Genomic DNA, 22565 nt, shown 5'->3' with positions numbered 1-22565 from the left:
GAGCCATTATGGAGCAAAATCCACAATCACAATTAAAATTGTTAATCGCCCAAGGGAAAGAGCAAGGCTATTTAACCTTTGCTGAAGTAAATGACCATTTGCCAGAAGATTTGGTCGATACGGATCAAATTGAAGATATCATTCAAATGATCAACGACATGGGGATTCAGGTTTTAGATGTCGCCCCAGACGCAGATGATTTGATTTTAAATGAAAATCTTGAAAATATTACGGATGATGATGTTGTAGAAGAAGCGACCCAAGTGCTTTCAAGTGTAGAATCTGAGCTTGGACGTACAACAGATCCTGTGCGTATGTATATGCGTGAAATGGGGAGTGTGGAGTTACTCACACGCGAAGGCGAAATTGATATTGCTAAACGTATTGAAGATGGTATCAATGAAGTGCAAAGTGCAGTTGCAGAATATCCAGAGGCGTTGGTTCATTTACTTGAGCAGTATGAACAAGTGGAAGCAGGTGCAGTACGTTTAGCTGATTTAATTACTGGTTTCGTTGATCCTAATGTGATAGCAGAAGAAGAACTTTCTGATATTGAAGAAATGGAAGATGATGATGAAGAAAGTGATAGCGAGGTTGAATTAGAAGACGATGACGAAAATGAAGAGAGTGAAGAAAGCGAATCTAGCTCTGATGATAGTGATAATGCCATCGATCCTGAAGTTGCTCGTGAGAAATTTACTTTATTAAAAGAACAACATAAAAAAACAACAATTGTTATTGAGAAACATGGACGTACTAATAAAAAAGCGCGTGCAGAAATTCAAGCATTGTCTGATATTTTCACTCAATTCCGTTTAGTTCCTCGTCAATTTGATTTATTGGTGATCTCTATTCGCGATATGATGAAGCGGGTTAGAACAGAAGAACGTAAAATTCAACGTTGGGCAACAGATTATGCAAAAATGCCTAAAGACGATTTTTTGAAAGCTTTTACTGGTAAAGAAACAACAGATAGTTGGTTGGTTAAAATTTTAGATGGCAAGAAACCTTATGCTGAAAAACTAGCGGATTATGCTGATGATATCAGATTATCTATTGCGCGATTACAACAAACGGAAGTAGATACGAAATTAACTATTGCACAAATTCGCGAAATTGGTGAACGTGTTGCACAAGGTGAATTAAAAGCTCGTCGTGCGAAAAAAGAAATGGTCGAAGCCAACTTACGTTTAGTGATCTCAATTGCTAAGAAATACACGAATCGTGGTTTACAATTTCTTGACTTAATTCAAGAAGGTAATATTGGTTTAATGAAAGCGGTGGATAAATTTGAATATCGCCGCGGATATAAATTCTCTACTTATGCAACTTGGTGGATTCGACAAGCTATTACACGTTCTATTGCGGATCAGGCGCGTACTATTCGTATCCCTGTGCATATGATTGAAACTATTAATAAATTAAACCGTATATCACGCCAAATGCTACAAGAAATGGGACGAGAGGCGTCACCTGAAGAATTAGCAGAACGCATGGGTATGCCAGAAGATAAAATTCGTAAAGTGTTAAAAATTGCTAAAGAGCCGATTTCAATGGAAACACCGATTGGCGATGATGATGATTCACATTTAGGAGATTTCATTGAAGATAGCACATTAGAATTGCCATTAGATTCTGCTACGGCACAAAGTTTACGTGCAGCAACGCATGAAGTTTTGGAAGGACTAACTCCTCGCGAAGCGAAAGTATTACGTATGCGTTTTGGTATTGATATGAATACAGATCATACTTTAGAGGAAGTGGGTAAACAATTTGATGTAACTCGTGAGCGTATTCGTCAAATTGAAGCAAAAGCATTGCGTAAGTTACGCCATCCGAGTCGTTCAGAAACATTGCGTAGTTTCTTGGACGAATAATTGCTTAAATTTTATGAAAGAAGTATCAATAAATGTAAAAGCCCTGTATAATAGCGGGGCTTTTTTGTATCCCGTTTTAGCGTGCGGCTATCAAAAGTGTTTTGAAGTAAGCTAAAAGTGCGGTCAAAATTTAGAACATTTTTGCTAGTCGCAAATTGGACGCAAAAAAGAAATGAAATCATTTAGTTAGAAAAGGAAAACATTGTGAATCCAATTGTAAAACAGTTTAAATACGGTCAACATACCGTAACATTAGAAACCGGTGCTATTGCTCGTCAAGCGACAGCTGCAGTTATGGCAAGTATGGATGATACAACGGTATTTGTTACTGTTGTTGCTAAAAAAGATGTGAAAGAAGGTCAAGATTTCTTTCCATTGACAGTTGATTATCAAGAACGTACTTATGCAGCAGGTCGTATCCCAGGCGGTTTCTTTAAACGTGAAGGTCGTCCTTCTGAAGGTGAAACCTTAATTGCGCGTTTAATTGACCGTCCTATTCGCCCATTATTCCCAGAAGGTTTCTTGAACGAAATTCAAATTATTGCCACCGTGGTGTCTGTTAATCCACAAATCAGTCCTGATTTAGTTGCAATGATCGGTGCTTCTGCTGCCCTTTCTTTATCGGGCGTACCATTTAATGGTCCTATTGCTGCAGCACGAGTTGGTTTTATTGATAACCAATTTGTATTAAATCCAACGATGTCAGAACAAAAACTAAGCCGTTTGGACTTAGTGGTTGCTGGTACAGACAAAGCTGTATTAATGGTTGAATCTGAAGCAGATATTTTAAGCGAAGAGCAAATGCTTGCGGCGGTAGTATTTGGTCATCAACAACAACAAGTAGTGATCGAAGCCATTAAAGAATTTGCTGCAGAAGCAGGTAAACCACGTTGGGATTGGGTTGCGCCAGAACCTGATACAGCTTTAATTGGAAAAGTAAAATCAATCGCAGAAACACGTTTAGGTGACGCTTATCGTATCACTGAAAAACAAGTGCGTTATGAGCAAATTGATGCAATTAAAGCCGATGTGATTGCGCAAATTACTGCTGAAAACGAAGAAGTCAGTGAAGGAAAAATTATTGATATTTTCACCGCACTTGAAAGCCAAATTGTACGTGGACGTATTATCGCAGGTGAGCCTCGTATTGATGGCCGTACGGTTGATACAGTGCGTGCATTAGATATTTGCACTGGCGTATTACCTCGTACCCATGGTTCTGCGATTTTCACTCGTGGTGAAACCCAAGCATTAGCCGTTGCAACATTAGGTACTGAGCGTGATGCACAAATTATTGATGAATTAACTGGCGAAAAAGCGGATCATTTCTTATTCCATTATAATTTCCCTCCATATTCTGTGGGCGAAACTGGTCGTATTGGTTCACCAAAACGTCGTGAAATTGGTCACGGTCGCTTAGCTAAACGTGGTGTGGCTGCAGTTATGCCAAGTATCACTGAGTTCCCTTATGTGGTACGTGTGGTGTCTGAAATTACTGAATCAAATGGTTCTTCATCAATGGCATCAGTATGTGGTGCGTCACTTGCATTAATGGATGCTGGTGTACCAATTAAAGCAGCGGTTGCAGGTATTGCAATGGGCTTAGTGAAAGAAGAAGAGAAATTTGTGGTGCTTTCCGATATTTTAGGTGATGAAGATCACTTAGGTGATATGGACTTCAAAGTGGCTGGTACACGTGAAGGGGTAACAGCATTACAAATGGATATCAAAATTGAAGGTATTACACCAGAAATTATGCAAATCGCATTAAATCAAGCTAAAAGCGCACGTATGCATATTTTAGGTGTGATGGAACAAGCAATTGCCGCGCCTCGTGCAGAAATTTCTGATTTTGCACCTCGCATTTACACGATGAAGATTGATCCGAAGAAAATCAAAGATGTAATTGGTAAAGGTGGCGCAGTAATTCGTGCATTAACAGAAGAAACTGGCACATCAATTGATATTGATGATGATGGTACAGTGAAAATTGCTGCTGTTGATGGTAACGCAGTAAAAGCAGTAATGGCTCGTATTGAAGATATTACTGCAGAAGTAGAAGCTGGTGCTATTTATAAAGGTAAAGTAACTCGTTTAGCTGATTTTGGTGCTTTTGTTTCTATCGTTGGCGGCAAAGAAGGTTTAGTTCATATTTCTCAAATTGCTGAAGAACGTGTTGAAAAAGTGAATGATTACCTTGCAGTAGGACAAGAAGTTCAAGTGAAAGTAGTGGAAATTGATCGCCAAGGTCGTATCCGTTTAACCATGAAAGAGCTTGTAGCAAAAGAAAATACTGCACCAGCAACAGAAGAAGTTGCTGAACAAAACGTATTTGTTGAATAAACATAATTTGTAGAAAAAAGACCGCACTTTGTTGTTCTTAAGCAAAGTGCGGTTAATTTGTGGCAAATTATAAAGGTCTAATAAAGGCATTATAGGCAATGATACCGTTAAACTGGTTGATTAGATTAGGTAAATTTGGCTCGGGTTTATTTTTTATTTTATTTTTATCTGGCTGCGTCAGTAGCAATGGGTTTGTGTCTAAAAATAAAATTACCTTAGCCGAACAGTATCCGAATGTGCATTTTGATCAAGAAGTGATGATTGCACGTTTGAGCCAAATGTTAATTATTGGGCAATTGTCAAAAGAAGAACGCGCGAGTTTACATTTTGAACGTGGCGTTCTCTATGACAGTTTAGGGCTTTGGGCATTGGCACGCTACGATTTTACCCAAGCTCTGTCACTGCAGCCGAAAATGGCGGCGGTGTACAATTATTTAGGTTTATATTCATTATTGGATGAAAACTATGATAGTGCATTAGAAGCATTTAATGTGGTGTTTGAATTAGATCCGAATTATGAATATGCGCATTTAAATCGTGGGTTGAATTTTTATTACACTGCTCGCTATGCAGTTGCACAACAGGATTTTATGCAGTTTTATCAAGCAGATAAACAAGATCCTTATCGTGTAATTTGGTTGTATTTAAATGAGCTTAAATTTAAACCCAATGAAGCAGAACAGAATTTAGTGCAGAGAGCCGAAGGGCTTTCCACTGAATATTGGGGCACTTTTGTTGCTCAATATTATTTGGGCAAATTATCACTGCAAGATTTATTAGACAAAGCGAAAAACTTTGTGGATCCGCAATCTCCTCAGTATGCAGAGATTTTAACAGAAACCTATTTTTATCTAGCAAAACAACAACTCAATCAGGATAATTTGGCTGAAGCGGAAACGCTATTCAAATTGGCTGTGGCAAATCAGGTGTATAATTTCGTTGAGTATCGTTTTGCATTGTTTGAGTTAGCAAAATTGAAAAATATTGACGCTAATGATCAAACGGAAGTGGCGAAGCAGCAAGAATAACCCAAATTATTGGGCGTATCGCATAAAAGTGCGGTGTATTTTTGCATAATTATACAACTGGAAGCGATTGAGCTTTCCTTATTTACAATTCGAGTATTTTAATGACTGAAACAAAAATGACTTTTGGCGACTTAGGCTTGCCAGAATTTATCCTTTCTGCTGTTGCAGAAATGGGATTTGAAACCCCTTCTCCAATCCAACAAGCTTGTATTCCCCATTTATTAAATGGACGTGATGTGCTGGGTATGGCGCAAACGGGAAGTGGTAAAACTGCGGCGTTTTCATTGCCTTTATTGGCGCAAATTGATGCCGAAGAAAAATATCCGCAAATGTTGGTCATGGCACCAACACGTGAATTAGCCATTCAGGTGGCAGACGCTTGTGAACAATTTAGTAAAAATGCCAAAGGCATGCGTATTGTGACCTTATATGGTGGTCAACGTTACGACATCCAATTGCGCGCTTTACGTCAAGGTGCACAAGTGGTTGTTGGCACACCAGGACGTATTTTAGATCATATTAATCGTGGAACCTTAGATCTTTCTGCGTTGAAATTTATCGTGCTTGATGAAGCAGATGAAATGTTGCGTATGGGCTTTATCGAAGACGTAGAAACCGTAATGGCTGAGCTACCAGAACAGCATCAAACGGCATTATTCTCGGCAACAATGCCAGAGCCAATTCGTCGCATTACCAAGCGTTTTATGACCGATCCACAAGAGGTAAAAATCCAATCAACTCAGCGCACTAACCCAGACATTAGCCAAAGTTGTTGGTATGTGCGCGGTTTCCGTAAAAATGATGCCTTATTACGTTTCTTAGAAGTAGAAGATTTTGATGCGGCAATCGTGTTTACTCGTACCAAAACAGGCACATTAGATATTACCGAATTATTAGAAAAACATGGCTTCCGAGCGGCAGCATTGAATGGTGATATGACACAACAAGCGCGCGAACAAACGTTAGATCGCTTACGCAATGGTAGCTTGGATATTCTTGTGGCAACAGATGTGGCAGCACGTGGTTTAGATGTTGAGCGTATCAGCTTAGTGGTGAACTATGATATTCCGTTAGATGCGGAAAGCTATGTACACCGCATTGGACGTACGGGACGGGCAGGTCGTTCAGGAAGTGCGATTTTATTTGTTGAGCCAAGAGAACGCCGTTTATTAAGCAATATTGAACGCTTAATGAAAAAGCCAATTGATGAAGTGGATTTACCAAATCATGAACAATTGCAAGAATGTCGTCGTACTAAATTTGTGCGCAACATTACTAAGCAATTAGAACATCATGATTTGGAACAATATCGTGGTTTGATTGAAGATCTTTTCACCGCAGATCAAGATTTAGAAGATATTGCCGCGGCAATGTTAATGTTATTGCAAGGCAAACAAAAACTGATCCTTCCGCCAGATCCTCCAATGGAAAAATCAAGTCGTCGTGAGCGTGGAGAACGTCGTGGTGATAGACGTGAGCGTCGTGAAGAACGTCGTGGCTATGGCAACCCAATTCCAATGGATTTATACCGTATTGAAGTAGGACGTGCAGATGGCGTGGACGTGCGTCACATTGTTGGTGCAATCGCTAACGAAGGTAACATTGACAGCCGCAATATTGGTCATATTAAATTGTATGATGATTATTCCACTATTGAGTTGCCAAAAGGCATGCCGAAAGAGCTATTACAGGTATTCAACAAAACACGTGTTCTAAATAAACAAATTCGTATGACATTTGTAAGTGATGGCGGAGAACGCAGTGGTCGTGGTCGCGATGATCGTCGAAGCGGACGTCGTAATGAGGGTGATTTTAAGGGCGGACGCAAAAACTCCTCAAAAAATGACCGCACTTTTAAAGAAAATGGACGTCGAGAGTTTCGTGAAGACTCGAAAGGAAAACGTCGTAGATAATAAATAAAATAGGCACTGTTTAGTGCCTATTTTTGTTTTAGATTAAAGAATATCTAACAATTCTACTTCAAATACTAATACGCTAAATGGTGGGATTGAGGCGCCTGCGCCACGTTCGCCATAGGCAAGGTTGTGTGGAATGGTTAAGCGCCATTTTGAACCCACTGGCATAAGTTGTAAGGCTTCTGTCCAGCCTGCAATAACGCCACTCACTGGGAATTCAGCTGGTACGCCACGTACAACCGAGCTATCAAATGTCGTACCATCAGTTAATGTACCAGTGTAATGTACGCGTACTTTATCTTGCTTAGTTGGTTTTGCACCGTTTCCTTCCACTAGAACTTCGTATTGTAAGCCGCTTTCAGTCACTTTTACGTTATCTTTTTTCGCATTTTCAACTAAGAAATTTCTGCCTTCTTCTTCAATTTGTTTAAATTTGGCTTGTGCAGCTTCTTCCGCTTTTTGTTGTAATTGTTGTAATGCTTGAGAAACTTCGTTTAAGTCTAAAGCTGGTGGATTTTGGTTTAAGACATCATAGATACCTTTTGCTACCGCTTCAGCTGAAACGCCAAGCCCACTATCAGCAAGCTGTTGACCGATTTGTAAACCGATACCGTAGCCGCCTTTCTGTTCTGTACTTTCTAATTTGATTGAATCAAAAATTGACATAATGTTTCCTTTTATTTTTTATAAGCTAAAATTTCGCCAACACGCGTTTCGCTATCGACAGTTAAATCCTGTGGGAATGTCACACGATCTTGTTGGAACAAGTTGATCACAGTCGAACCCAATTGGAATGCGCCCATTTCTTGTCCTTTGCTCAATTTGATTGAGCCATCGTAATGCCATGTTTGTACGCTATTTGGACGTGGCGGATTGATAACCCCCGCCCAAGCGGTGCTAATACTTGCCGTAATGGTTGCTCCAACTAGAATTTGTACCATTTGACCAAATTCAGTATCGAAGACACAGATAACGCGTTCATTACGCGCCAGTAAATTTGGGATATGTTCATTTAAAAATGGGTTAACGGAGAACAAATCGCCGGGTACATAAATCATTTTGCGTAAGGTCGCATCACAAGGCATGTGTACGCGATGATAATCGCGCGGCGATAAGTATATAGTGGCGAAGTCTCCATTTTTAAAGGCCTGTGTTAATTCTTCGTCGCCAGCTAGCAAATCTTTTAGGCTAAAACTATGCTCTTTGGCTTGTAGCATGGTCTCATCAAAAATATGGCCACATTGGCTGATTTTCCCATCAGCAGGGAAGCAAAGTGCGGTGGAATCTTCATTAATTTTTCGTACACCTTCTTTTAACGGGCGAATAAAAAATTCGTTAAAGGTGGCGTAATCACTAAATTCTGGCTTCGCTGCTTCTTGCATATTAATTTGATATTTTTTAGCAAATAATTTAATGATGAAATGTGTCACAACACCCCATTGCTGTTTTGCCAGCCAACCTGCTGCTTGCGTGAGGTATTTTTGTGGCATAACATATTGAAAGGCAATTTTGACACGCTTCCAATAGCTGAGATTTAAGGTTTTTTCTAATAAATTCATCATGTTCCTTTATTTTGTAATATGAATTGATGGGCGATTATAGCAAGTTATGCTAGGGTTTTTAATAAAGATTTTTCATTTTAGGTCAATTTTAGTGTAAAAAATGATAATTTCCTTTGACTATTTTACTCGCAAAAGGTAATATTGCCGCCCTATGCAAAAGGTAAAACTACCCCTCACTGTTGACCCAGTAAAAGACGCTCAGCGTAGATTAGATTATGAAGGCTATTATGCCGCTGATCAGCTTAAGCGTTTATCTGCGTTAGTAGTAAAAGTGCTCAGCGATGCACAGGTAACATTATCGTTTTTCATTGATCCACAAAAATTAGTTGTGATGAAAGGACGAGCTGTTGTCGATGTTGAACTTGAATGTCAACGTTGTAATCAACCTTTTATTCAAACCTTGGAATGTGAATTTAGTTACAGCCCAGTGGCTAATTTAGATAAGATTGATGAATTGCCAGAAATTTATGAACCCATTGAATTTAATGAATTTGGGGAAATAGATTTAATTGGTACGATTGAAGATGAACTAATTTTATGTTTGCCGATTGTGCCGATGCATGATTCTGAACACTGTGAAGTGTCCGTGGCTGAACAGGTTTTTGGCGAATTGCCAGACGATTTGGCAAAAAAACCGAACCCGTTCGCTGTATTAGCTAGTTTAAAGCAAAAATAACTTAAATTTAGGAGTATAGCCAATGGCTGTTCAACAAAATAAAAAATCTCGTTCACGTCGTGATATGCGTCGTTCACATGATGCGTTAACTACTGCTGCTGTATCTGTAGATAAAGCAAGTGGTGAAACCCATTTACGTCACCACGTTACTGCTGACGGTTTCTACCGCGGTCGTAAAGTGATCAACAAGTAATTCCGATTATAAGGAAATAACTTGAGCCGTCTAACCCTAGCGTTAGATGTGATGGGCGGGGACTTTGGTCCCCGTATTACTATCCCCGCATCCATTCAAGCGTTGGAAAATGATCCAATGCTCACTTTGCTTTTATTCGGCGATAGCCAGCAAATTAATCCCTTACTTGATTCCCTACTGAAAAAGAAATCTCACTTAAAAGAACGTTTAGTGATTTGCCATTGTTCTCGCGTGATTGGTAATGATCAAATGCTTTCCTCTGCTTTACGTCATAGTAAAGGTTCTTCCATGCGTTTAACTATTGAGGCAGTGCAACGTGGTGAAGCTCAAGGTTGTGTAAGCGCAGGCAATACAGGTGCATTAATGGGATTGGCAAAGGTAATTTTACAGCCATTAAAAGGCATTGAACGCCCAGCGTTAATTGCGCTATTGCCTTCTCTGAATGGCGGAAATAGTGTTATGTTGGATTTAGGGGCAAACATTGAATGTAGCGCAGAAAATCTTTATCAATTTGCGTTAATGGGTGCAATTTTTGCAGAAAATCGGCTAAACTTAGTTTATCCTAAAATTGCCTTGCTCAACATTGGCGTAGAAGAGATTAAGGGGCATCAATCTATTCGTGATGCGGCGAAAATGTTAACAAAAGACACCGCACTTAATTATATCGGCTTTATTGAAGGCAATTATTTATTAAATAATAAAGCGGATGTGATTGTAAGTGATGGATTTGCTGGAAATGTGGCGTTAAAAACCTTAGAAGGTGCTGCAATTAATGTGATTAGCCTACTAAAAGGAAAGTCACGCAATTATTTGTTGAAACCTTTGTTTAGTTGGCTAATTCGTCGATTATTTAAGGACAGTTACCAACGGTTAAGAGAAATTAATCCAGATCAATACAATGGTGCATCTTTAATTGGATTGACTGCTGTGGTTGTTAAAAGTCATGGTAGTGCCAATATTGAAGCCTTTGCTAATGCAATTAAAGATGCTGCATTACAAGCCCGTCAGCAGATTCCACAAAAGATTTTGGACGGTTTACAGCGATATTAGAATTTACTGAATTGAATGAAGACGAGAAAGATATGTATAGCAGAATTTTAGCCACAGGAAGTTATTTACCAAGTCAAATTCGTACGAATGCTGATTTGGAAAACATGGTTGATACCTCTGATGAGTGGATTTTTACCCGTTCAGGTATGAAGGAAAGACGCATTGCTGCTCAGGATGAAACTGTTGCAACAATGGGTGCCAATGCTGCGCAAAAAGCCTTACAAATGGCCAATATTGATGCAAATGATATTGATCTCATTGTGGTAGGTACAACTACAAATTCCCATGCTTATCCAAGTGCAGCTTGTCAAATTCAAGGGATTTTAGGCATTAAAGATGCGATAGCTTTCGATGTAGCTGCAGCTTGTACTGGTTTTATTTATGCTCTTTCTGTTGCGGATCAATTTGTGCGTAATGGTCAAGCGAAAAAAGCGCTTGTTGTTGGCTCAGACTTAAATTCTCGTTATTTAGATGAAACCGATCGTAGTACCGTAGTGCTATTTGGTGATGGTGCTGGTGCCGTTATTCTTGAAGCGAGCGAACAACAAGGTATCCTTTCAACACATCTCCATGCTTCCGCTGATATGGACAATATGCTGTCTTTACCACAACAAAAGCGCGGTCAAGAACGTTCAGGTTTTATTGAAATGCAAGGCAATGCCACTTTTAAACTTGCGGTTCGCCAATTATCTAGCGTGGTTGAAGAAACCCTTGAAGCCAATCAGTTACAAAAATCAGATTTGGATTGGTTAGTTCCTCATCAAGCGAATTTACGTATTATTAGTGCAACAGCACAAAAATTAGAAATGGATATGTCACAGGTTGTGATTACTCTTGATCGCTACGGTAATAATAGTGCAGCAACTGTGCCAGTAGCGTTGGATGAAGCTGTTCGTGATGGACGAATTCAACGAGGACAATTATTATTGCTTGAAGCCTTTGGTGGTGGTTGGACTTGGGGTTCAGCATTGGTACGTTTCTAACAAATTAGTTATAATCTTCAAAATTGGTGCGGTAACGCACCATTTTCATCATTAAAAAGGATCAAATATGAAAAAATTTGCAATGGTTTTTCCAGGACAGGGTTCACAAGCAGTTGGTATGTTAGCTGAACTGGCAGATCAATATCCAGTTGTTATTGAGACGTTTAAACAGGCTTCTGATGTATTAGGTTATGATTTATGGGCATTAGTACAACAAGGACCAGCTGAAGAACTCAATAAAACTTGGCAAACTCAACCCGCACTTTTAGCAGCCTCTGTAGCGATTTATCGTGTATGGCAACAAAAATATCCAGAGTTAACACCTTCAATGATGGCAGGCCATAGCTTAGGTGAATATTCTGCGTTAGTTTGTGCGGGTGTATTAGATTTCCAAGATGCAATTAAATTAGTAGAATTACGTGGAAAACTTATGCAGCAAGCGGTACCAGAAGGTACGGGTGCAATGTATGCGATTATTGGTTTAGATAATGATGCTATTATCAAAGCTTGTGCTGAAGCAGAGCAAGGTGAAGTGGTATCTGCAGTGAACTTTAACTCGCCAGGACAAGTGGTTATTGCAGGTGCGAAAGCGGCTGTTGAACGAGCAGCAACAGCTTGTAAAGAAGCGGGTGCAAAACGTGCATTACCACTAGCAGTAAGCGTACCTTCTCATTGTGCGTTAATGAAACCAGCAGCAGATCAATTAGCAGTATCTTTAGAAAATATTGTGATTAAAGCACCTGCATTTGATGTGATCAATAATGTGGATGTGAAAGCGGAAACAGAAAATACTGAAATTCGCACCGCACTTGTACGCCAACTTTATAGCCCAGTTCGTTGGACTGAAACTGTAGAAAAAATGGCAGCGAATGGCGTTGAAGTTTTAGTGGAAATGGGACCGAATAAAGTATTAACTGGTTTAACAAGCCGCATAGTGAAAGAGCTTTCAGCTGTGGCAGTGAATGATATTAAATCATTAGATAATGCACAAGAAGCGTTATCTTAATAGGGCGAAAGAAACAACGATTTAATTTTAAGGACAACATAAGATGAAAGGTAAAATTGCATTAGTAACGGGCGCGACTCGTGGTATTGGCCGAGCAATCGCGGAAGAATTAGCAGCTAAAGGCGCATTTGTTATTGGTACTGCCACTTCTGAAAAAGGAGCAGAAAGCATTTCGGCTTATTTGGCAGAACAGGGCAAAGGTCTTGTATTAAATGTTTCAGATCATGCCTCAATTGAAGCAGTGTTAGAGCAAATTAAGCAAGATCATGGCGATATTGATATTTTAGTTAACAATGCGGGTATTACTCGCGATAACTTATTAATGCGCATGAAAGATGAAGAATGGTTTGATATTCTACAAACTAATTTAACTTCTGTTTTCTATCTTTCAAAAGCTATGTTACGTTCAATGATGAAAAAACGTGCTGGTCGCATTATTACAATTGGCTCTGTTGTTGGTTCAATGGGTAACCCAGGACAATCAAACTATTGTGCAGCTAAAGCAGGCTTAATTGGTTTCAGCAAAGCATTGGCCAAAGAAGTAGCTTCACGTGGAATTACTGTCAACGTAGTGGCGCCAGGTTTTATTGCTACTGATATGACGAATGCATTAACAGAAGAGCAAAAAGCCGCAACCTTGTCAGCTGTACCTGCAGGTCGCTTAGGTGAGCCAAAGGATATCGCAAAAGCAGTGGCATTTTTAGCCTCTGATGATGCAGGATATATTACTGGTACAACATTACATGTTAATGGCGGTATGTATATGGCTTAATCCTTAGGGATAAAGCTAGCCAAAATAAATATGAAGTGTTAGAATTCCAATTACTATGTAACTCAAAGCTGACTTAAGGTTATGTAGTTGGGAACACATAGCAGTATTTTTAATATGTGTTGTTTACAAAAGTGCGGTGTATTTTTTCATAATTTGAGGTTTGACCTTGTGAGAAAACACTTGCAACTTTTATAAAAATACATACACTTATAGCCCTAACCCTTTGGGCAAACTACAATAGGAAACAAACATGAGCATTGAAGAACGCGTAAAAAAAATCATTGTTGAGCAACTAGGTGTTAAAGAAGAAGAAGTAAAATCTGAAGCTTCATTCATTGAAGATTTAGGTGCTGACTCTTTAGATACAGTTGAATTAGTAATGGCTTTAGAAGAAGAATTCGATATCGAAATTCCTGATGAAGAAGCTGAGAAAATTACAACAGTTCAATCAGCGATTGATTACGTTCAAAATAATCAATAATTTCATAATTAGGCGGTGGATTCACCGCCTAATTTTTTATTGAATTAATTTTCCTTTCGGATTAAGTAAATTCCTGTCTTTTTGGCGACTTTTCTCAAATTCTTTGAGGGATTGTCCCTGTTTCAAAATATGTGGTGTGACAAAAATCACTAATTCCCGTTTTTTGTGTTTTTCAATTTCTTTACTAAATAGTTTTTTCACCACTGGGATATCACCGAGTAGAGGGACTTTATCAATGCCTTTTGTCATACTGTCTTGAAATACACCACCTAACACAATGGTTTCCCCATCTTTTGCGAAAACTTGTGTATTAATTTCTTGTTTATCAATGGTAAGTATTTCACCTTCTCCTGAATGAACAAATGGTCCAGGGGAATTTTGACTAACAATCAGATCCAATAAGATCGAATTATCTTGTGAAATATGCGGGGTAACTTCAAGTCCTAAAACCGCTTCACGAAATTCCACACTTTGCGAGCCGCTCTTTTCATTAATTGAAATATAAGGAATTTCAGTACCTTGCTTAATACTGGCGGATTTTTTATTGGTTGTCAGTAATTTAGGACTTGCAATGATTTTGACATTATTTTCTCTTTCGAGTGCTGTCAGTTCTAAATCCAACAATCGACCATTGATTTTAGCTACCTGTAATGCGATAGACCCAGCTGGCGTATTGACAGCACCAAAGTTCACATTCAAATTCTCTGCTATTTGATTAAAGCCATTAGCTACTAAGCCGCCTGATACCTTATGGGCTTGTTCAGTTGGGGTAAATAACCCCCAACGAACACCTAATTCTTGCAAGCTCTCATCGGAAATTGTCACTATTCTTGCTTCAATGGCAATTTGTTCTATGGGTTGATCTAATTGTTTGATAAGTTTACGAATATGCTGGAGTGATGAGAGTTCGTCTTTAATAATAAGCAGATTGCTTCTATCATCAAAAGCGATACTGCCATTAGCGGTCAGTAATGAGCCGTTGCCTGTAGTTAAAGATTTCATCACTTCTGAGGCTTTAGCAAAATGAAGTTTGATGGTTTCTGTTTTCAGATTCGGTTCTGTAGATAAAGGATTCAAAGGGATATTTGGATCGGATGATACTATGGCACTCGATGTCGTGGCGCTTAAATAATAAATACCATTTTCCTTATTCAGTTCCAGATTTTTTATTTTGGCGACTGATTTTAATAATTGCTGCAAGTTCGTTTTTTCTAGCTGCAAGGACAATGTGCCTGTTAGCTCATCATCAATGATCAGATTTGTATTATAATCAGACGCAAGTTGTTGCAATGTTGCCACTAATGGTGCTTGTTTTAATCGAATGGAGAAGCTGTCTTGATCTGATGATTGCGCAGCAAAGGCATAGGTAAAAATACAGAAAAATACACCGCACTTTTTTATAACATTTTTCCACTTCATTGTTTTCTCCTATAATTTTAATTTCATTATTTCGCTATTGATGCAATCTTTTTTCCAGACTTTAAATTGCGCCTCATTTTTATCAATTTTTGCTAACTGATAGCCTTCTGAACCGATAAAATCCTCTATTGTTGCTGTCGTGATAACCTGTTGGTCGTTTAATAATAAAATATGTGATTTCTCCGCTATTAAAATGCCTATCATTTTGAGTTGCTTAAAGTTGGTATCTGCCAACAATGTGTTTTTATCCTGATGGCATTGAGACACAACCTGTGTTTTGACAGTATTTATTGTTGCAGGTAAATCCCTACTATTTTTGTCAAAAGGATCATTGGCGTGCGCTACGAAGGGCAAGAGAGTTAATAGCAAAATACGTATTTTCATTGTGATTCCTTGTTTGGTTGTAGTTGTAATAAGATGTCACTTTCAATTGAATATTCTTTCTCTTCTGTTTGCTGAATTTGTAGAGAAATTAGGCGTAAATTCGGATGTTGAGCTAAAAGTGCGGTCAAAAAATCGCGTAAATTGGGAAAATTACTTTCAATATTCAGCACAAGCTGTGGTGTTTTATCGAAAAACCATTGGTTTGTGTTCAAATGAATTGAAGCGGAGAGTTGTTGTATTGACTGATTAATTGGCAATAATAACTGTGTTAGTTGCGGTGTAATTTGATGTTGTTCCGCTTGTTGTTTAAGGCTTTGTAGTAAGCGTTGCTTATGTTCTAATTCTGAACGAAGTTGTTGCTCATGTCGTTGAGTTTGTTCTGCTGTTTGATAGTTTTTCCAAGCTGTTTTTGCAGGCATATAGCAAATGATCAGGCTTAGCAACAATAATAGACCAATCTGTTTCGCAAGAGAAAGGGCTACCCATTTTCCCCAATGGTTATCTGGATTATTCAATATCGTCTGATTCATCATTCGGCTCCATACCAGTTAAACGTAATTTAAATTCAAAAAGTAAGCTTTCGTTTGTTTGTGGCGAAAACTGAGCCAATTGTAAATGGGGGATACTGGGTTGCTCTTTTAAATAATGGTGAATTTGCTCGAATTCAGTTTGGTTACTTGCCATACCAATCAATGATAATTCCTTTGCAGTAAAGTTTAATGTTGTTAATTCCCCTTGTTGTATTGGAAGGGAAGAGAGTAATTGAAAATGTTGACTGACTACATCAGATGCTATTGCTACGCTATCTTGCGTTTGTTTATGTTGTAAGCGTTGTTGTAACTGTTTTAATTTTTGTTCAGTTTGAGTTAGTTGTTGTGTGAGATTTTGTTGTATTTGTCCTTGGGTTTGTTGCGCTGAAAAATGATGTGAGATTGTCGTGAGTACAAACCAACTGCAGCCCCATATTATGCAGAATAGGAAGAATAAAATGATGCTATGACGACTACGTTTTTTATGTAAACTAAGACGCCAAGGTAAAAGGTTAACTGAGGTTTTCATTCTGAATAACATCCTTCTGCCATAATGCTGCACCTAAAGCGATCAGAGGAAATTTGGTCTCAATGACTTGATAATCTTGTTGCAAATCAATTGGCGTTTGTTGGGTTTGATAAAGTAATATATGACCAATATCTTCTTGATAACGTTGAATAAATTGATGATAAAGTGCGGTTAAATCTGCGTTAGTTTTGTGCATAATTTGCCATTCATAAGATTGATTGCGTGCGATTATACAGTGTTGTTGATCAGAATAAATCACTAGGGATGGTGTGCCTGATTGTTCCAGCTGCAAATAGTGAATGGCTTTAAAGAGACAATGAATAGCTGTATCTAACACCTCAATTTCTAAGGGCGCAAATAGAGCTAAATGCTGTTGTGCAATTTGAATTCTTATGGCGAAGATATCCAATCGCAATCCTTGTTTTAATGGTGTGGTGGTGTAATCAAACCATAATTCATCTAAGGGAACGGGCAACTCTTTTTCTAAGCTATAACGACATTGATGTTCACATTCTTGCTCATTTAGATGATGGGGCAAAATCAGTGACTTTTGCCAAATTTGATGAGGCAGAAGGGCGGTAACAAAGCATAATTTTATTGGCAAGTTGGTAGATAAAGAGGATTGTACTTTTTCAATGATAATTGCTGCAATTCCCTGTTCAATATGCTTATTCAGTAGGCAAAAGTGCGGTTGATTTTTGTCATTAAACCAAACAAATTCAAAATTATCCTCCGTCAACCAAACGCCAACTTGGATTTTTATGAGTTTCTTTATCTTTTTGAGCATGGCTATTCCTCTTGATGTTTTTGCTTTTTTTGCTTTCGCTCAACGCCATTAGTCTTTATACTTATTGCACAGAAAGAAGTATTCCCGAGAATGTTAATTAACACATTTATTTAGAGAGCGTTTTGGAATGAAGATCGCAAAATTGATATTAAGTACCTTACTCACATTGGTTGTGGTAGGATGCGTTGCTGTTGGTTTGTTTTATATGCATATCAAATCTAGCTTGCCAGATGTGGAAAGCTTAAAAACCGTTGAATTACAACAACCTATGCAGATTTTTACTGCTGATGAGAAACTTATTGGTGAAGTGGGGGAACAACGCCGTATTCCAGTCAAATTACAGGATGTGCCGCAACAATTAATTAATGCCATTATTGCAACAGAAGATAGCCGTTTTTATGAACATCATGGTTTAGATCCTGTGGGCATTGCACGAGCTGTGACCGTAGCGATTAGTAATCGAGGTGCTTCACAAGGGGCAAGTACGATAACGCAACAATTGGCACGTAATTTCTTCTTAACACCAGAGAAAACATTGATCCGTAAAGCAAAAGAAGCTTTTTTAGCGGTTGAAATTGAAAATACATTAACAAAAGATGAAATTTTAGAACTCTATCTAAATAAAATCTATTTAGGCTATCGTTCTTATGGTGTTGCAGCTGCAGCGAAAACTTATTTTGGTAAGAATTTACATGATCTTTCGTTATCAGAAATCGCAATTATTGCAGGCTTACCAAAAGCACCATCAACAATGAACCCGTTATATTCTGTAAAACGAGCAGAGAGTCGTCGTAATGTGGTTTTAGGACGTATGTTAGAAATGAAGTTTATTAGCCAAGCGGATTATGATTTGGCGACTAAAGAACCTGTAGTGGCACGCTATCATGGCGCTGCATTGGAATTTAGAGCGGATTATGTAACAGAAATGGTACGTCAAGAAATGGTTCGCCGTTATGGTGAAGATGTGTCTTATAACCGCGGCTATCGTGTTTATACAACTGTACTTTCCAAGGATCAATATGAAGCACAAAAAGCTGTGCGCGATAATATCATTGCCTATGATGTACGCCATGGTTATCGTGGTGGTACGGCATTATGGTCACCATCTGAGAAAGCTTGGGATAGTGAAAAAATTATTGATGAATTGCGTAAGTTACCCAATTCATATCCATTTATTCCAGCAGCAGTGCTAGAGGTTGGAAAAAGTGGTGCTCAATTACTATTAAATAATGGTGAAAATGTCACTTTATCTCATCAAGCAATGGCTTGGGCGGGTAAAAAAGGTGTCAAAAAAGGTGAGCAAATTTGGATTAGAAAAAGAGATAATGGCGAATGGACTTTAGGGCAAATACCAGAAGTTAATTCAGCGTTAGTTTCTCTAAATAGTGATAATGGTGCCATTGAAGCATTGGTTGGTGGTTTTAGTTTTGAACAAAGTAAATTTAATCGCGCAACTCAATCACTGGTACAAGTGGGCTCAACAATTAAGCCATTTATTTATGCGGCTGCTTTAGAAAAAGGTTTAACCTTATCTAGTGTTTTACAAGATTCTCAAATTATCATTAAAAAGCCAGGTCAACCAGAATGGCGACCTAAAAACTCACCTAATGTTTTTGAAGGTGCTATGCGATTACGTGTGGGGTTAGGCAAATCTAAGAATATGATTGCAATTCGTGCAATTCAAATGGCAGGGATTCCTTTTACTGCAGAATTTTTAGAACGTTTTGGCTTTAAACGCGATCAGTATTTTGCCAGTGAAGCTTTAGCATTAGGTGCAGCATCCTTTACACCGCTCGAAATGGCAAGAGCTTATGCGGTATTTGATAATGGTGGTTTCTTAATTGAGCCTTATTTGATTGAGAAAATCTTAGATAATACGGGCAAAGTTATTTTTGAGGCAAATCCAAAAATTGCTTGTATCACTTGTCATGACATCCCAACTATTTATAGCGAAACGGATGAAAAAATTGATGGTTTTGCAGAAAATACCAAGATTGTTGAAAGTGGTGATGTCGCTGTTAACAAAAGTGCGAATATAGAGGAAGAAGTCGAAGCGCTGAACGATGATAACCCGGAATTAAGTGGTAAAGATGGTCAATTAAAAGCAGAAGATCTTAGCGTAATTACCGCAAACAAAATTGAAAATTCAGATGTAATCTATGCACCTCGAGTAATATCTGGTGAGCTTGCTTTTTTAATTCGCAGTGCGTTGAATACGGCTGTCTTCGGTGAAAAAGGTTTGGATTGGAAAGGCACTAGCTGGCGTATGGCGAAAGAATTTAAACGTCGTGATATTGGTGGAAAAACAGGGACAACCAATAATTCAAAAGTCGCTTGGTATGCGGGCTATGGCGCGAATTTAACTACAGCGGTCTATATTGGCTTTGATGATAATAAACGTAACCTAGGTAAAGGTGAAAATGGGGCGAAAAGTGCAATGCCAGCTTGGATTACTTATATGAAAGCCAGTTTAAGTGATTTGCCTGAACGTCAATTAGAGTTACCACCAAATATTGTGGAAAAAAGCATTGATATTGGTTCAGGATTATTATCTTCAGGTGGCAGAGTAGAGTATTTCATCAAAGGCACTGAACCGAAACGGGCATTTGTTCAAGAGAAAGGTTACTATGTGCCACCAGGTTTACCTTCTAGTAGCCCAACACATAGAGAGGAATTATTCTAATGGGATAGAAAGTAAAAAAGTTAGCAGATAAGCTAACTTTTTTATTAATACCTAATAGCTAGGTCAGTCGATTGGATAGAAAAAGTGCGGTAAATTTTACCGCACTTTTTGTTTGAATTAATTGAATAAACGACGTTGTTTTTTAATTCTGCCACCGAAAATTTGGCTTAGTAAAATAATCACTAATAACACAGAATACACAGCGAAAATAAAAACAAGCCACTGTACCATAGTGAAATCTAAAAAACGCCAGCCAATTTCAGTACATAAACCTGTTGGATGAAATACATCAGGTAACCATTTATCCAATGGTAAAGTAGCAGGAAAATCAACGGTAACTGGACACTGATCCCATGGTTTTGGATCTAATTGATATCCAACATGTTTTGTTGATAACAAGAAACCTTGAATAGCACCCCATAATCCTAATGCTAATGCGATAAGTCGCATAATTAGATATCGAGGTGCGATCAATCCCCAAATGCCAGCGATTCCAACGCCAAATAAGGCGACACGTTCATAAATGCACATGACGCAAGGTCTTAATCCCATTCCATGCTGGAAATAAAGTGCGGTAGCTTCTAGGCAAATTACTGAAAAAAGTAATAAGAGCCAAGTTCCACGTTTAGTTGAAAGCACTTTAATTGAGTTGAACATTTGGTTTCCTTTTCTTGTTTTGTTATGCACCTTAATGCGCTACAGTACCAACTGCATTGAGCGGAATATGAGGTTCACTAACCAAACCTAATTCCATGAGCCATTGTGTTACACCAGGTAGAAAATATTCCACTGCTAGCAAGCCAACGATAGATAATACGATAGTATAAGGCAATGCCATATATACCATTCTGCCGTAGGATAAACGAATTAATGGTGCAAGTGAAGAGGTTAATAGGAACAAGAACGCGGCTTGACCGTTTGGCGTTGCAACTGAAGGTAAGTTTGTCCCAGTGTTAATTGCTACTGCTAAAAGTTCAAACTGCTGTGCTGAAATACTGTTGTTGATTAATGCTTGTTTTGCTTCATTAATATAAACCGTTGCAACGAATACGTTATCTGAAATGGCAGAAAGTACACCATTGAAAATATAGAATAACAATAATTGTACGTTTTCCGCTGCATCTAATACGTAAGTAATAATTGGTGCAAATAAATGTTGATCAATAATTACCGCTACCACCGAGAAGAAGACAACGAGTAATGCAGTGAATGGTAAGGATTCTTGGAATGCTTTACCTAATTCATGTTCGCTAGTTACACCACAATAAGCAGTTGTTAAAATGATGACACTTAAACCAATTAAACCAACTGCGGCAAGATGGAATGCTAAACCAATAATTAACCAAACACCCACAAACACCTGTACTAAGAGTTTGACGCGATCTTGGTTTGTCATCTTCATTTCGTTGTTATGATCATATTTGGCTAAGATTGACCAAACTTCACGCGGTAATTTAGCGCCATAACCGAATAAGTGGAATTTTTCTACGACGATACAAGTGAGCAAACCACAAACCAATGTTGGTAAGGTCACAGGCAACATACGTAAGAAGAACTCTTTAAATCCCCAGTTTGCTTGCTCTGCAATAATCAGGTTTTGCGGTTCACCAACTAATGTCATTACGCCGCCTAACGCTGTACCTACAGCCGCGTGCATTAATAAACTACGTAAAAATGCGCGGAACTCTTCCAAAGTTTGTGCATTATTTTTAATTTTGTCATCATTAGTAATATCGGATGGATCTTCAAAGGTTCCACCTGATGCCACCTTATGATAAACACCGTAGAAACCCATACCAACGCTAATAATAACTGCAATCACTGTTAACGCATCTAAGAAAGCAGAAAGGAATGCAGCGCTTAAACAAAATGAAATGGAAAGGACGAGTTTAGAATGGATTTTAAGTAATAATTTGGTAAAGACATAAAGCAATAATTGCTTCATAAAGTAAATACCGGCAACCATGAACATTAATAACAGGATAACTTCAAAGTTTGCCATGATTTCAGCTTTTACGTGTTCTGGGCTGGTCATGCCAATGGTGACTGCTTCAATGGCCAGCATACCACCTGGTTGTAGTGGATAGCATTTTAACGCCATAGCTAATGTAAAAATAAACTCGACGACTAATAACCAACCTGCAATAAAAGGATTCATCCAGAAAATAACAGGGTTGATTAATAAAAATGCAACAATAGTTACTTTGTACCAATTTGGACTTTTACCCAAAAAGTTGTTCATAAATGCTTGAATATAGCTCATATTAATTTACATCCTTAATATATGTTTTGCATATCTATTATTTTAAAGTGATAATATCTTGCTATTTTCACTTGTAAATGAAA

General features: G+C 38.3%; 21 protein-coding genes. 12 read left to right on the top strand and 9 right to left on the bottom strand.

Features of this window, described 5'->3' with window-relative positions:
• Positions 1-8 precede the first annotated feature (8 nt).
• The 4 genes from rpoD (at position 9) to ACT2CV_RS07895 (ending at position 7161) form a co-directional block, all read left to right on the top strand.
• The gene (gene rpoD, locus ACT2CV_RS07910) at positions 9-1877 is read left to right on the top strand and encodes an RNA polymerase sigma factor RpoD (protein ID WP_464972984.1); all 1869 of its coding nucleotides are present in this window, start codon (positions 9-11) and stop codon (positions 1875-1877) included.
• Between the two features lie 204 nt (positions 1878-2081).
• Entirely contained in the window at positions 2082-4220 is a 2139-nt protein-coding gene (gene pnp, locus ACT2CV_RS07905) for a polyribonucleotide nucleotidyltransferase (RefSeq protein ID WP_464972983.1), read from the top strand.
• Between the two features lie 98 nt (positions 4221-4318).
• Positions 4319-5248 (top strand): lipoprotein NlpI, encoded by a 930-nt coding sequence (gene nlpI / locus ACT2CV_RS07900; RefSeq protein ID WP_464972982.1) that lies wholly within the window; start codon positions 4319-4321, stop codon positions 5246-5248.
• 101 nt (positions 5249-5349) lie between these two features.
• On the top strand, positions 5350-7161 hold the full coding sequence (locus ACT2CV_RS07895) for a DEAD/DEAH box helicase (protein WP_464972981.1): 1812 nt from the start codon (positions 5350-5352) through the stop codon (positions 7159-7161).
• Between the two features lie 42 nt (positions 7162-7203).
• On the opposite strand, the gene ACT2CV_RS07890 is transcribed toward ACT2CV_RS07895, so the two are convergent.
• Positions 7204-7830 (bottom strand): FKBP-type peptidyl-prolyl cis-trans isomerase, encoded by a 627-nt coding sequence (locus tag ACT2CV_RS07890; RefSeq protein WP_464972980.1) that lies wholly within the window; start codon positions 7828-7830, stop codon positions 7204-7206.
• Positions 7831-7841: 11 nt separating this feature from the next.
• On the bottom strand, positions 7842-8723 hold the full coding sequence (gene asd / locus ACT2CV_RS07885) for an archaetidylserine decarboxylase (RefSeq protein WP_464974030.1): 882 nt from the start codon (positions 8721-8723) through the stop codon (positions 7842-7844).
• A 154-nt stretch (positions 8724-8877) separates the two neighbouring features.
• Between asd and yceD the strand changes: the two genes are divergently transcribed.
• The 7 genes from yceD (at position 8878) to acpP (ending at position 13887) form a co-directional block, all read left to right on the top strand.
• Positions 8878-9402 carry a 23S rRNA accumulation protein YceD gene (gene yceD / locus ACT2CV_RS07880; protein ID WP_464972979.1) on the top strand — a complete coding sequence of 175 codons (525 nt, stop codon included), beginning with the start codon at positions 8878-8880 and terminating at the stop codon, positions 9400-9402.
• Between the two features lie 22 nt (positions 9403-9424).
• Complete coding sequence (gene rpmF / locus ACT2CV_RS07875; protein ID WP_132302023.1) at positions 9425-9595, top strand: 50S ribosomal protein L32; 171 nt, start codon at positions 9425-9427, stop codon at positions 9593-9595.
• A gap of 21 nt (positions 9596-9616) precedes the next feature.
• Entirely contained in the window at positions 9617-10645 is a 1029-nt protein-coding gene (gene plsX / locus ACT2CV_RS07870; RefSeq protein ID WP_464972978.1) for a phosphate acyltransferase PlsX, read from the top strand.
• Between the two features lie 32 nt (positions 10646-10677).
• Positions 10678-11628, top strand: a complete 951-nt coding sequence (locus tag ACT2CV_RS07865; protein ID WP_464972977.1) for a beta-ketoacyl-ACP synthase III — start codon at positions 10678-10680, stop codon at positions 11626-11628.
• Positions 11629-11695: 67 nt separating this feature from the next.
• Positions 11696-12634 (top strand): ACP S-malonyltransferase, encoded by a 939-nt coding sequence (fabD, locus tag ACT2CV_RS07860; RefSeq protein ID WP_464972976.1) that lies wholly within the window; start codon positions 11696-11698, stop codon positions 12632-12634.
• Between the two features lie 43 nt (positions 12635-12677).
• Positions 12678-13406: a 3-oxoacyl-ACP reductase FabG gene (fabG, locus tag ACT2CV_RS07855; RefSeq protein WP_464972975.1), complete on the top strand. Its 729-nt coding sequence runs from the start codon at positions 12678-12680 to the stop codon at positions 13404-13406.
• Between the two features lie 250 nt (positions 13407-13656).
• A complete protein-coding gene (gene acpP / locus ACT2CV_RS07850) occupies positions 13657-13887 on the top strand; it encodes an acyl carrier protein (RefSeq protein ID WP_115637124.1) in 231 nt (76 codons plus the stop codon).
• A gap of 36 nt (positions 13888-13923) precedes the next feature.
• Here acpP and ACT2CV_RS07845 read toward each other — a convergent pair whose 3' ends face one another.
• The 5 genes from ACT2CV_RS07845 to ACT2CV_RS07825 are packed head-to-tail and all read right to left on the bottom strand — an operon-like array spanning position 13924 to position 17536.
• A complete protein-coding gene (locus ACT2CV_RS07845) occupies positions 13924-15306 on the bottom strand; it encodes a type IV pilus secretin PilQ (RefSeq protein ID WP_464972974.1) in 1383 nt (460 codons plus the stop codon).
• Positions 15307-15315: 9 nt separating this feature from the next.
• Positions 15316-15690 (bottom strand): hypothetical protein, encoded by a 375-nt coding sequence (locus tag ACT2CV_RS07840; protein ID WP_464972973.1) that lies wholly within the window; start codon positions 15688-15690, stop codon positions 15316-15318.
• Complete coding sequence (locus ACT2CV_RS07835; protein WP_464972972.1) at positions 15687-16223, bottom strand: hypothetical protein; 537 nt, start codon at positions 16221-16223, stop codon at positions 15687-15689. The genes ACT2CV_RS07840 and ACT2CV_RS07835 overlap by 4 nt, the downstream gene beginning before the upstream one ends.
• The gene (locus ACT2CV_RS07830) at positions 16198-16749 is read right to left on the bottom strand and encodes a hypothetical protein (RefSeq protein ID WP_464972971.1); all 552 of its coding nucleotides are present in this window, start codon (positions 16747-16749) and stop codon (positions 16198-16200) included. Before ACT2CV_RS07830 ends, ACT2CV_RS07835 begins: the two co-directional genes overlap by 26 nt.
• Complete coding sequence (locus tag ACT2CV_RS07825; protein WP_464972970.1) at positions 16733-17536, bottom strand: competence protein ComA; 804 nt, start codon at positions 17534-17536, stop codon at positions 16733-16735. The genes ACT2CV_RS07830 and ACT2CV_RS07825 overlap by 17 nt, the downstream gene beginning before the upstream one ends.
• A gap of 127 nt (positions 17537-17663) precedes the next feature.
• Between ACT2CV_RS07825 and ACT2CV_RS07820 the strand changes: the two genes are divergently transcribed.
• The gene (locus tag ACT2CV_RS07820) at positions 17664-20219 is read left to right on the top strand and encodes a penicillin-binding protein 1A (RefSeq protein WP_464972969.1); all 2556 of its coding nucleotides are present in this window, start codon (positions 17664-17666) and stop codon (positions 20217-20219) included.
• Positions 20220-20336: 117 nt separating this feature from the next.
• On the opposite strand, the gene dsbB is transcribed toward ACT2CV_RS07820, so the two are convergent.
• Both dsbB and nhaB read right to left on the bottom strand, forming a co-directional pair.
• A complete protein-coding gene (dsbB, locus tag ACT2CV_RS07815; RefSeq protein ID WP_464972968.1) occupies positions 20337-20876 on the bottom strand; it encodes a disulfide bond formation protein DsbB in 540 nt (179 codons plus the stop codon).
• A gap of 31 nt (positions 20877-20907) precedes the next feature.
• Positions 20908-22482 carry a sodium/proton antiporter NhaB gene (nhaB, locus tag ACT2CV_RS07810; protein WP_464972967.1) on the bottom strand — a complete coding sequence of 525 codons (1575 nt, stop codon included), beginning with the start codon at positions 22480-22482 and terminating at the stop codon, positions 20908-20910.
• Positions 22483-22565 lie beyond the last annotated feature (83 nt).

Source organism: Reella acinonychis (assembly GCF_052384575.1).
GTDB lineage: Bacteria > Pseudomonadota > Gammaproteobacteria > Enterobacterales > Pasteurellaceae > JBQSUQ01.
This window is presented reverse-complemented; position numbering and strand designations above follow the sequence as displayed.

Coding starts and splice junctions, on each gene's coding strand:
- rpoD (WP_464972984.1), top strand. CDS start 9: ATGGAGCAAAATCCACAATCACAATTAAAATTGTTAATCGCCCAAGGG.
- nlpI (WP_464972982.1), top strand. CDS start 4,319: ATGATACCGTTAAACTGGTTGATTAGATTAGGTAAATTTGGCTCGGGT.
- ACT2CV_RS07895 (WP_464972981.1), top strand. CDS start 5,350: ATGACTGAAACAAAAATGACTTTTGGCGACTTAGGCTTGCCAGAATTT.
- ACT2CV_RS07890 (WP_464972980.1), bottom strand. CDS start 7,830: ATGTCAATTTTTGATTCAATCAAATTAGAAAGTACAGAACAGAAAGGC.
- asd (WP_464974030.1), bottom strand. CDS start 8,723: ATGAATTTATTAGAAAAAACCTTAAATCTCAGCTATTGGAAGCGTGTC.
- yceD (WP_464972979.1), top strand. CDS start 8,878: ATGCAAAAGGTAAAACTACCCCTCACTGTTGACCCAGTAAAAGACGCT.
- rpmF (WP_132302023.1), top strand. CDS start 9,425: ATGGCTGTTCAACAAAATAAAAAATCTCGTTCACGTCGTGATATGCGT.
- ACT2CV_RS07865 (WP_464972977.1), top strand. CDS start 10,678: ATGTATAGCAGAATTTTAGCCACAGGAAGTTATTTACCAAGTCAAATT.
- fabD (WP_464972976.1), top strand. CDS start 11,696: ATGAAAAAATTTGCAATGGTTTTTCCAGGACAGGGTTCACAAGCAGTT.
- fabG (WP_464972975.1), top strand. CDS start 12,678: ATGAAAGGTAAAATTGCATTAGTAACGGGCGCGACTCGTGGTATTGGC.
- acpP (WP_115637124.1), top strand. CDS start 13,657: ATGAGCATTGAAGAACGCGTAAAAAAAATCATTGTTGAGCAACTAGGT.
- ACT2CV_RS07845 (WP_464972974.1), bottom strand. CDS start 15,306: ATGAAGTGGAAAAATGTTATAAAAAAGTGCGGTGTATTTTTCTGTATT.
- ACT2CV_RS07840 (WP_464972973.1), bottom strand. CDS start 15,690: ATGAAAATACGTATTTTGCTATTAACTCTCTTGCCCTTCGTAGCGCAC.
- ACT2CV_RS07835 (WP_464972972.1), bottom strand. CDS start 16,223: ATGATGAATCAGACGATATTGAATAATCCAGATAACCATTGGGGAAAA.
- ACT2CV_RS07830 (WP_464972971.1), bottom strand. CDS start 16,749: ATGAAAACCTCAGTTAACCTTTTACCTTGGCGTCTTAGTTTACATAAA.
- ACT2CV_RS07825 (WP_464972970.1), bottom strand. CDS start 17,536: ATGCTCAAAAAGATAAAGAAACTCATAAAAATCCAAGTTGGCGTTTGG.
- ACT2CV_RS07820 (WP_464972969.1), top strand. CDS start 17,664: ATGAAGATCGCAAAATTGATATTAAGTACCTTACTCACATTGGTTGTG.
- dsbB (WP_464972968.1), bottom strand. CDS start 20,876: ATGTTCAACTCAATTAAAGTGCTTTCAACTAAACGTGGAACTTGGCTC.
- nhaB (WP_464972967.1), bottom strand. CDS start 22,482: ATGAGCTATATTCAAGCATTTATGAACAACTTTTTGGGTAAAAGTCCA.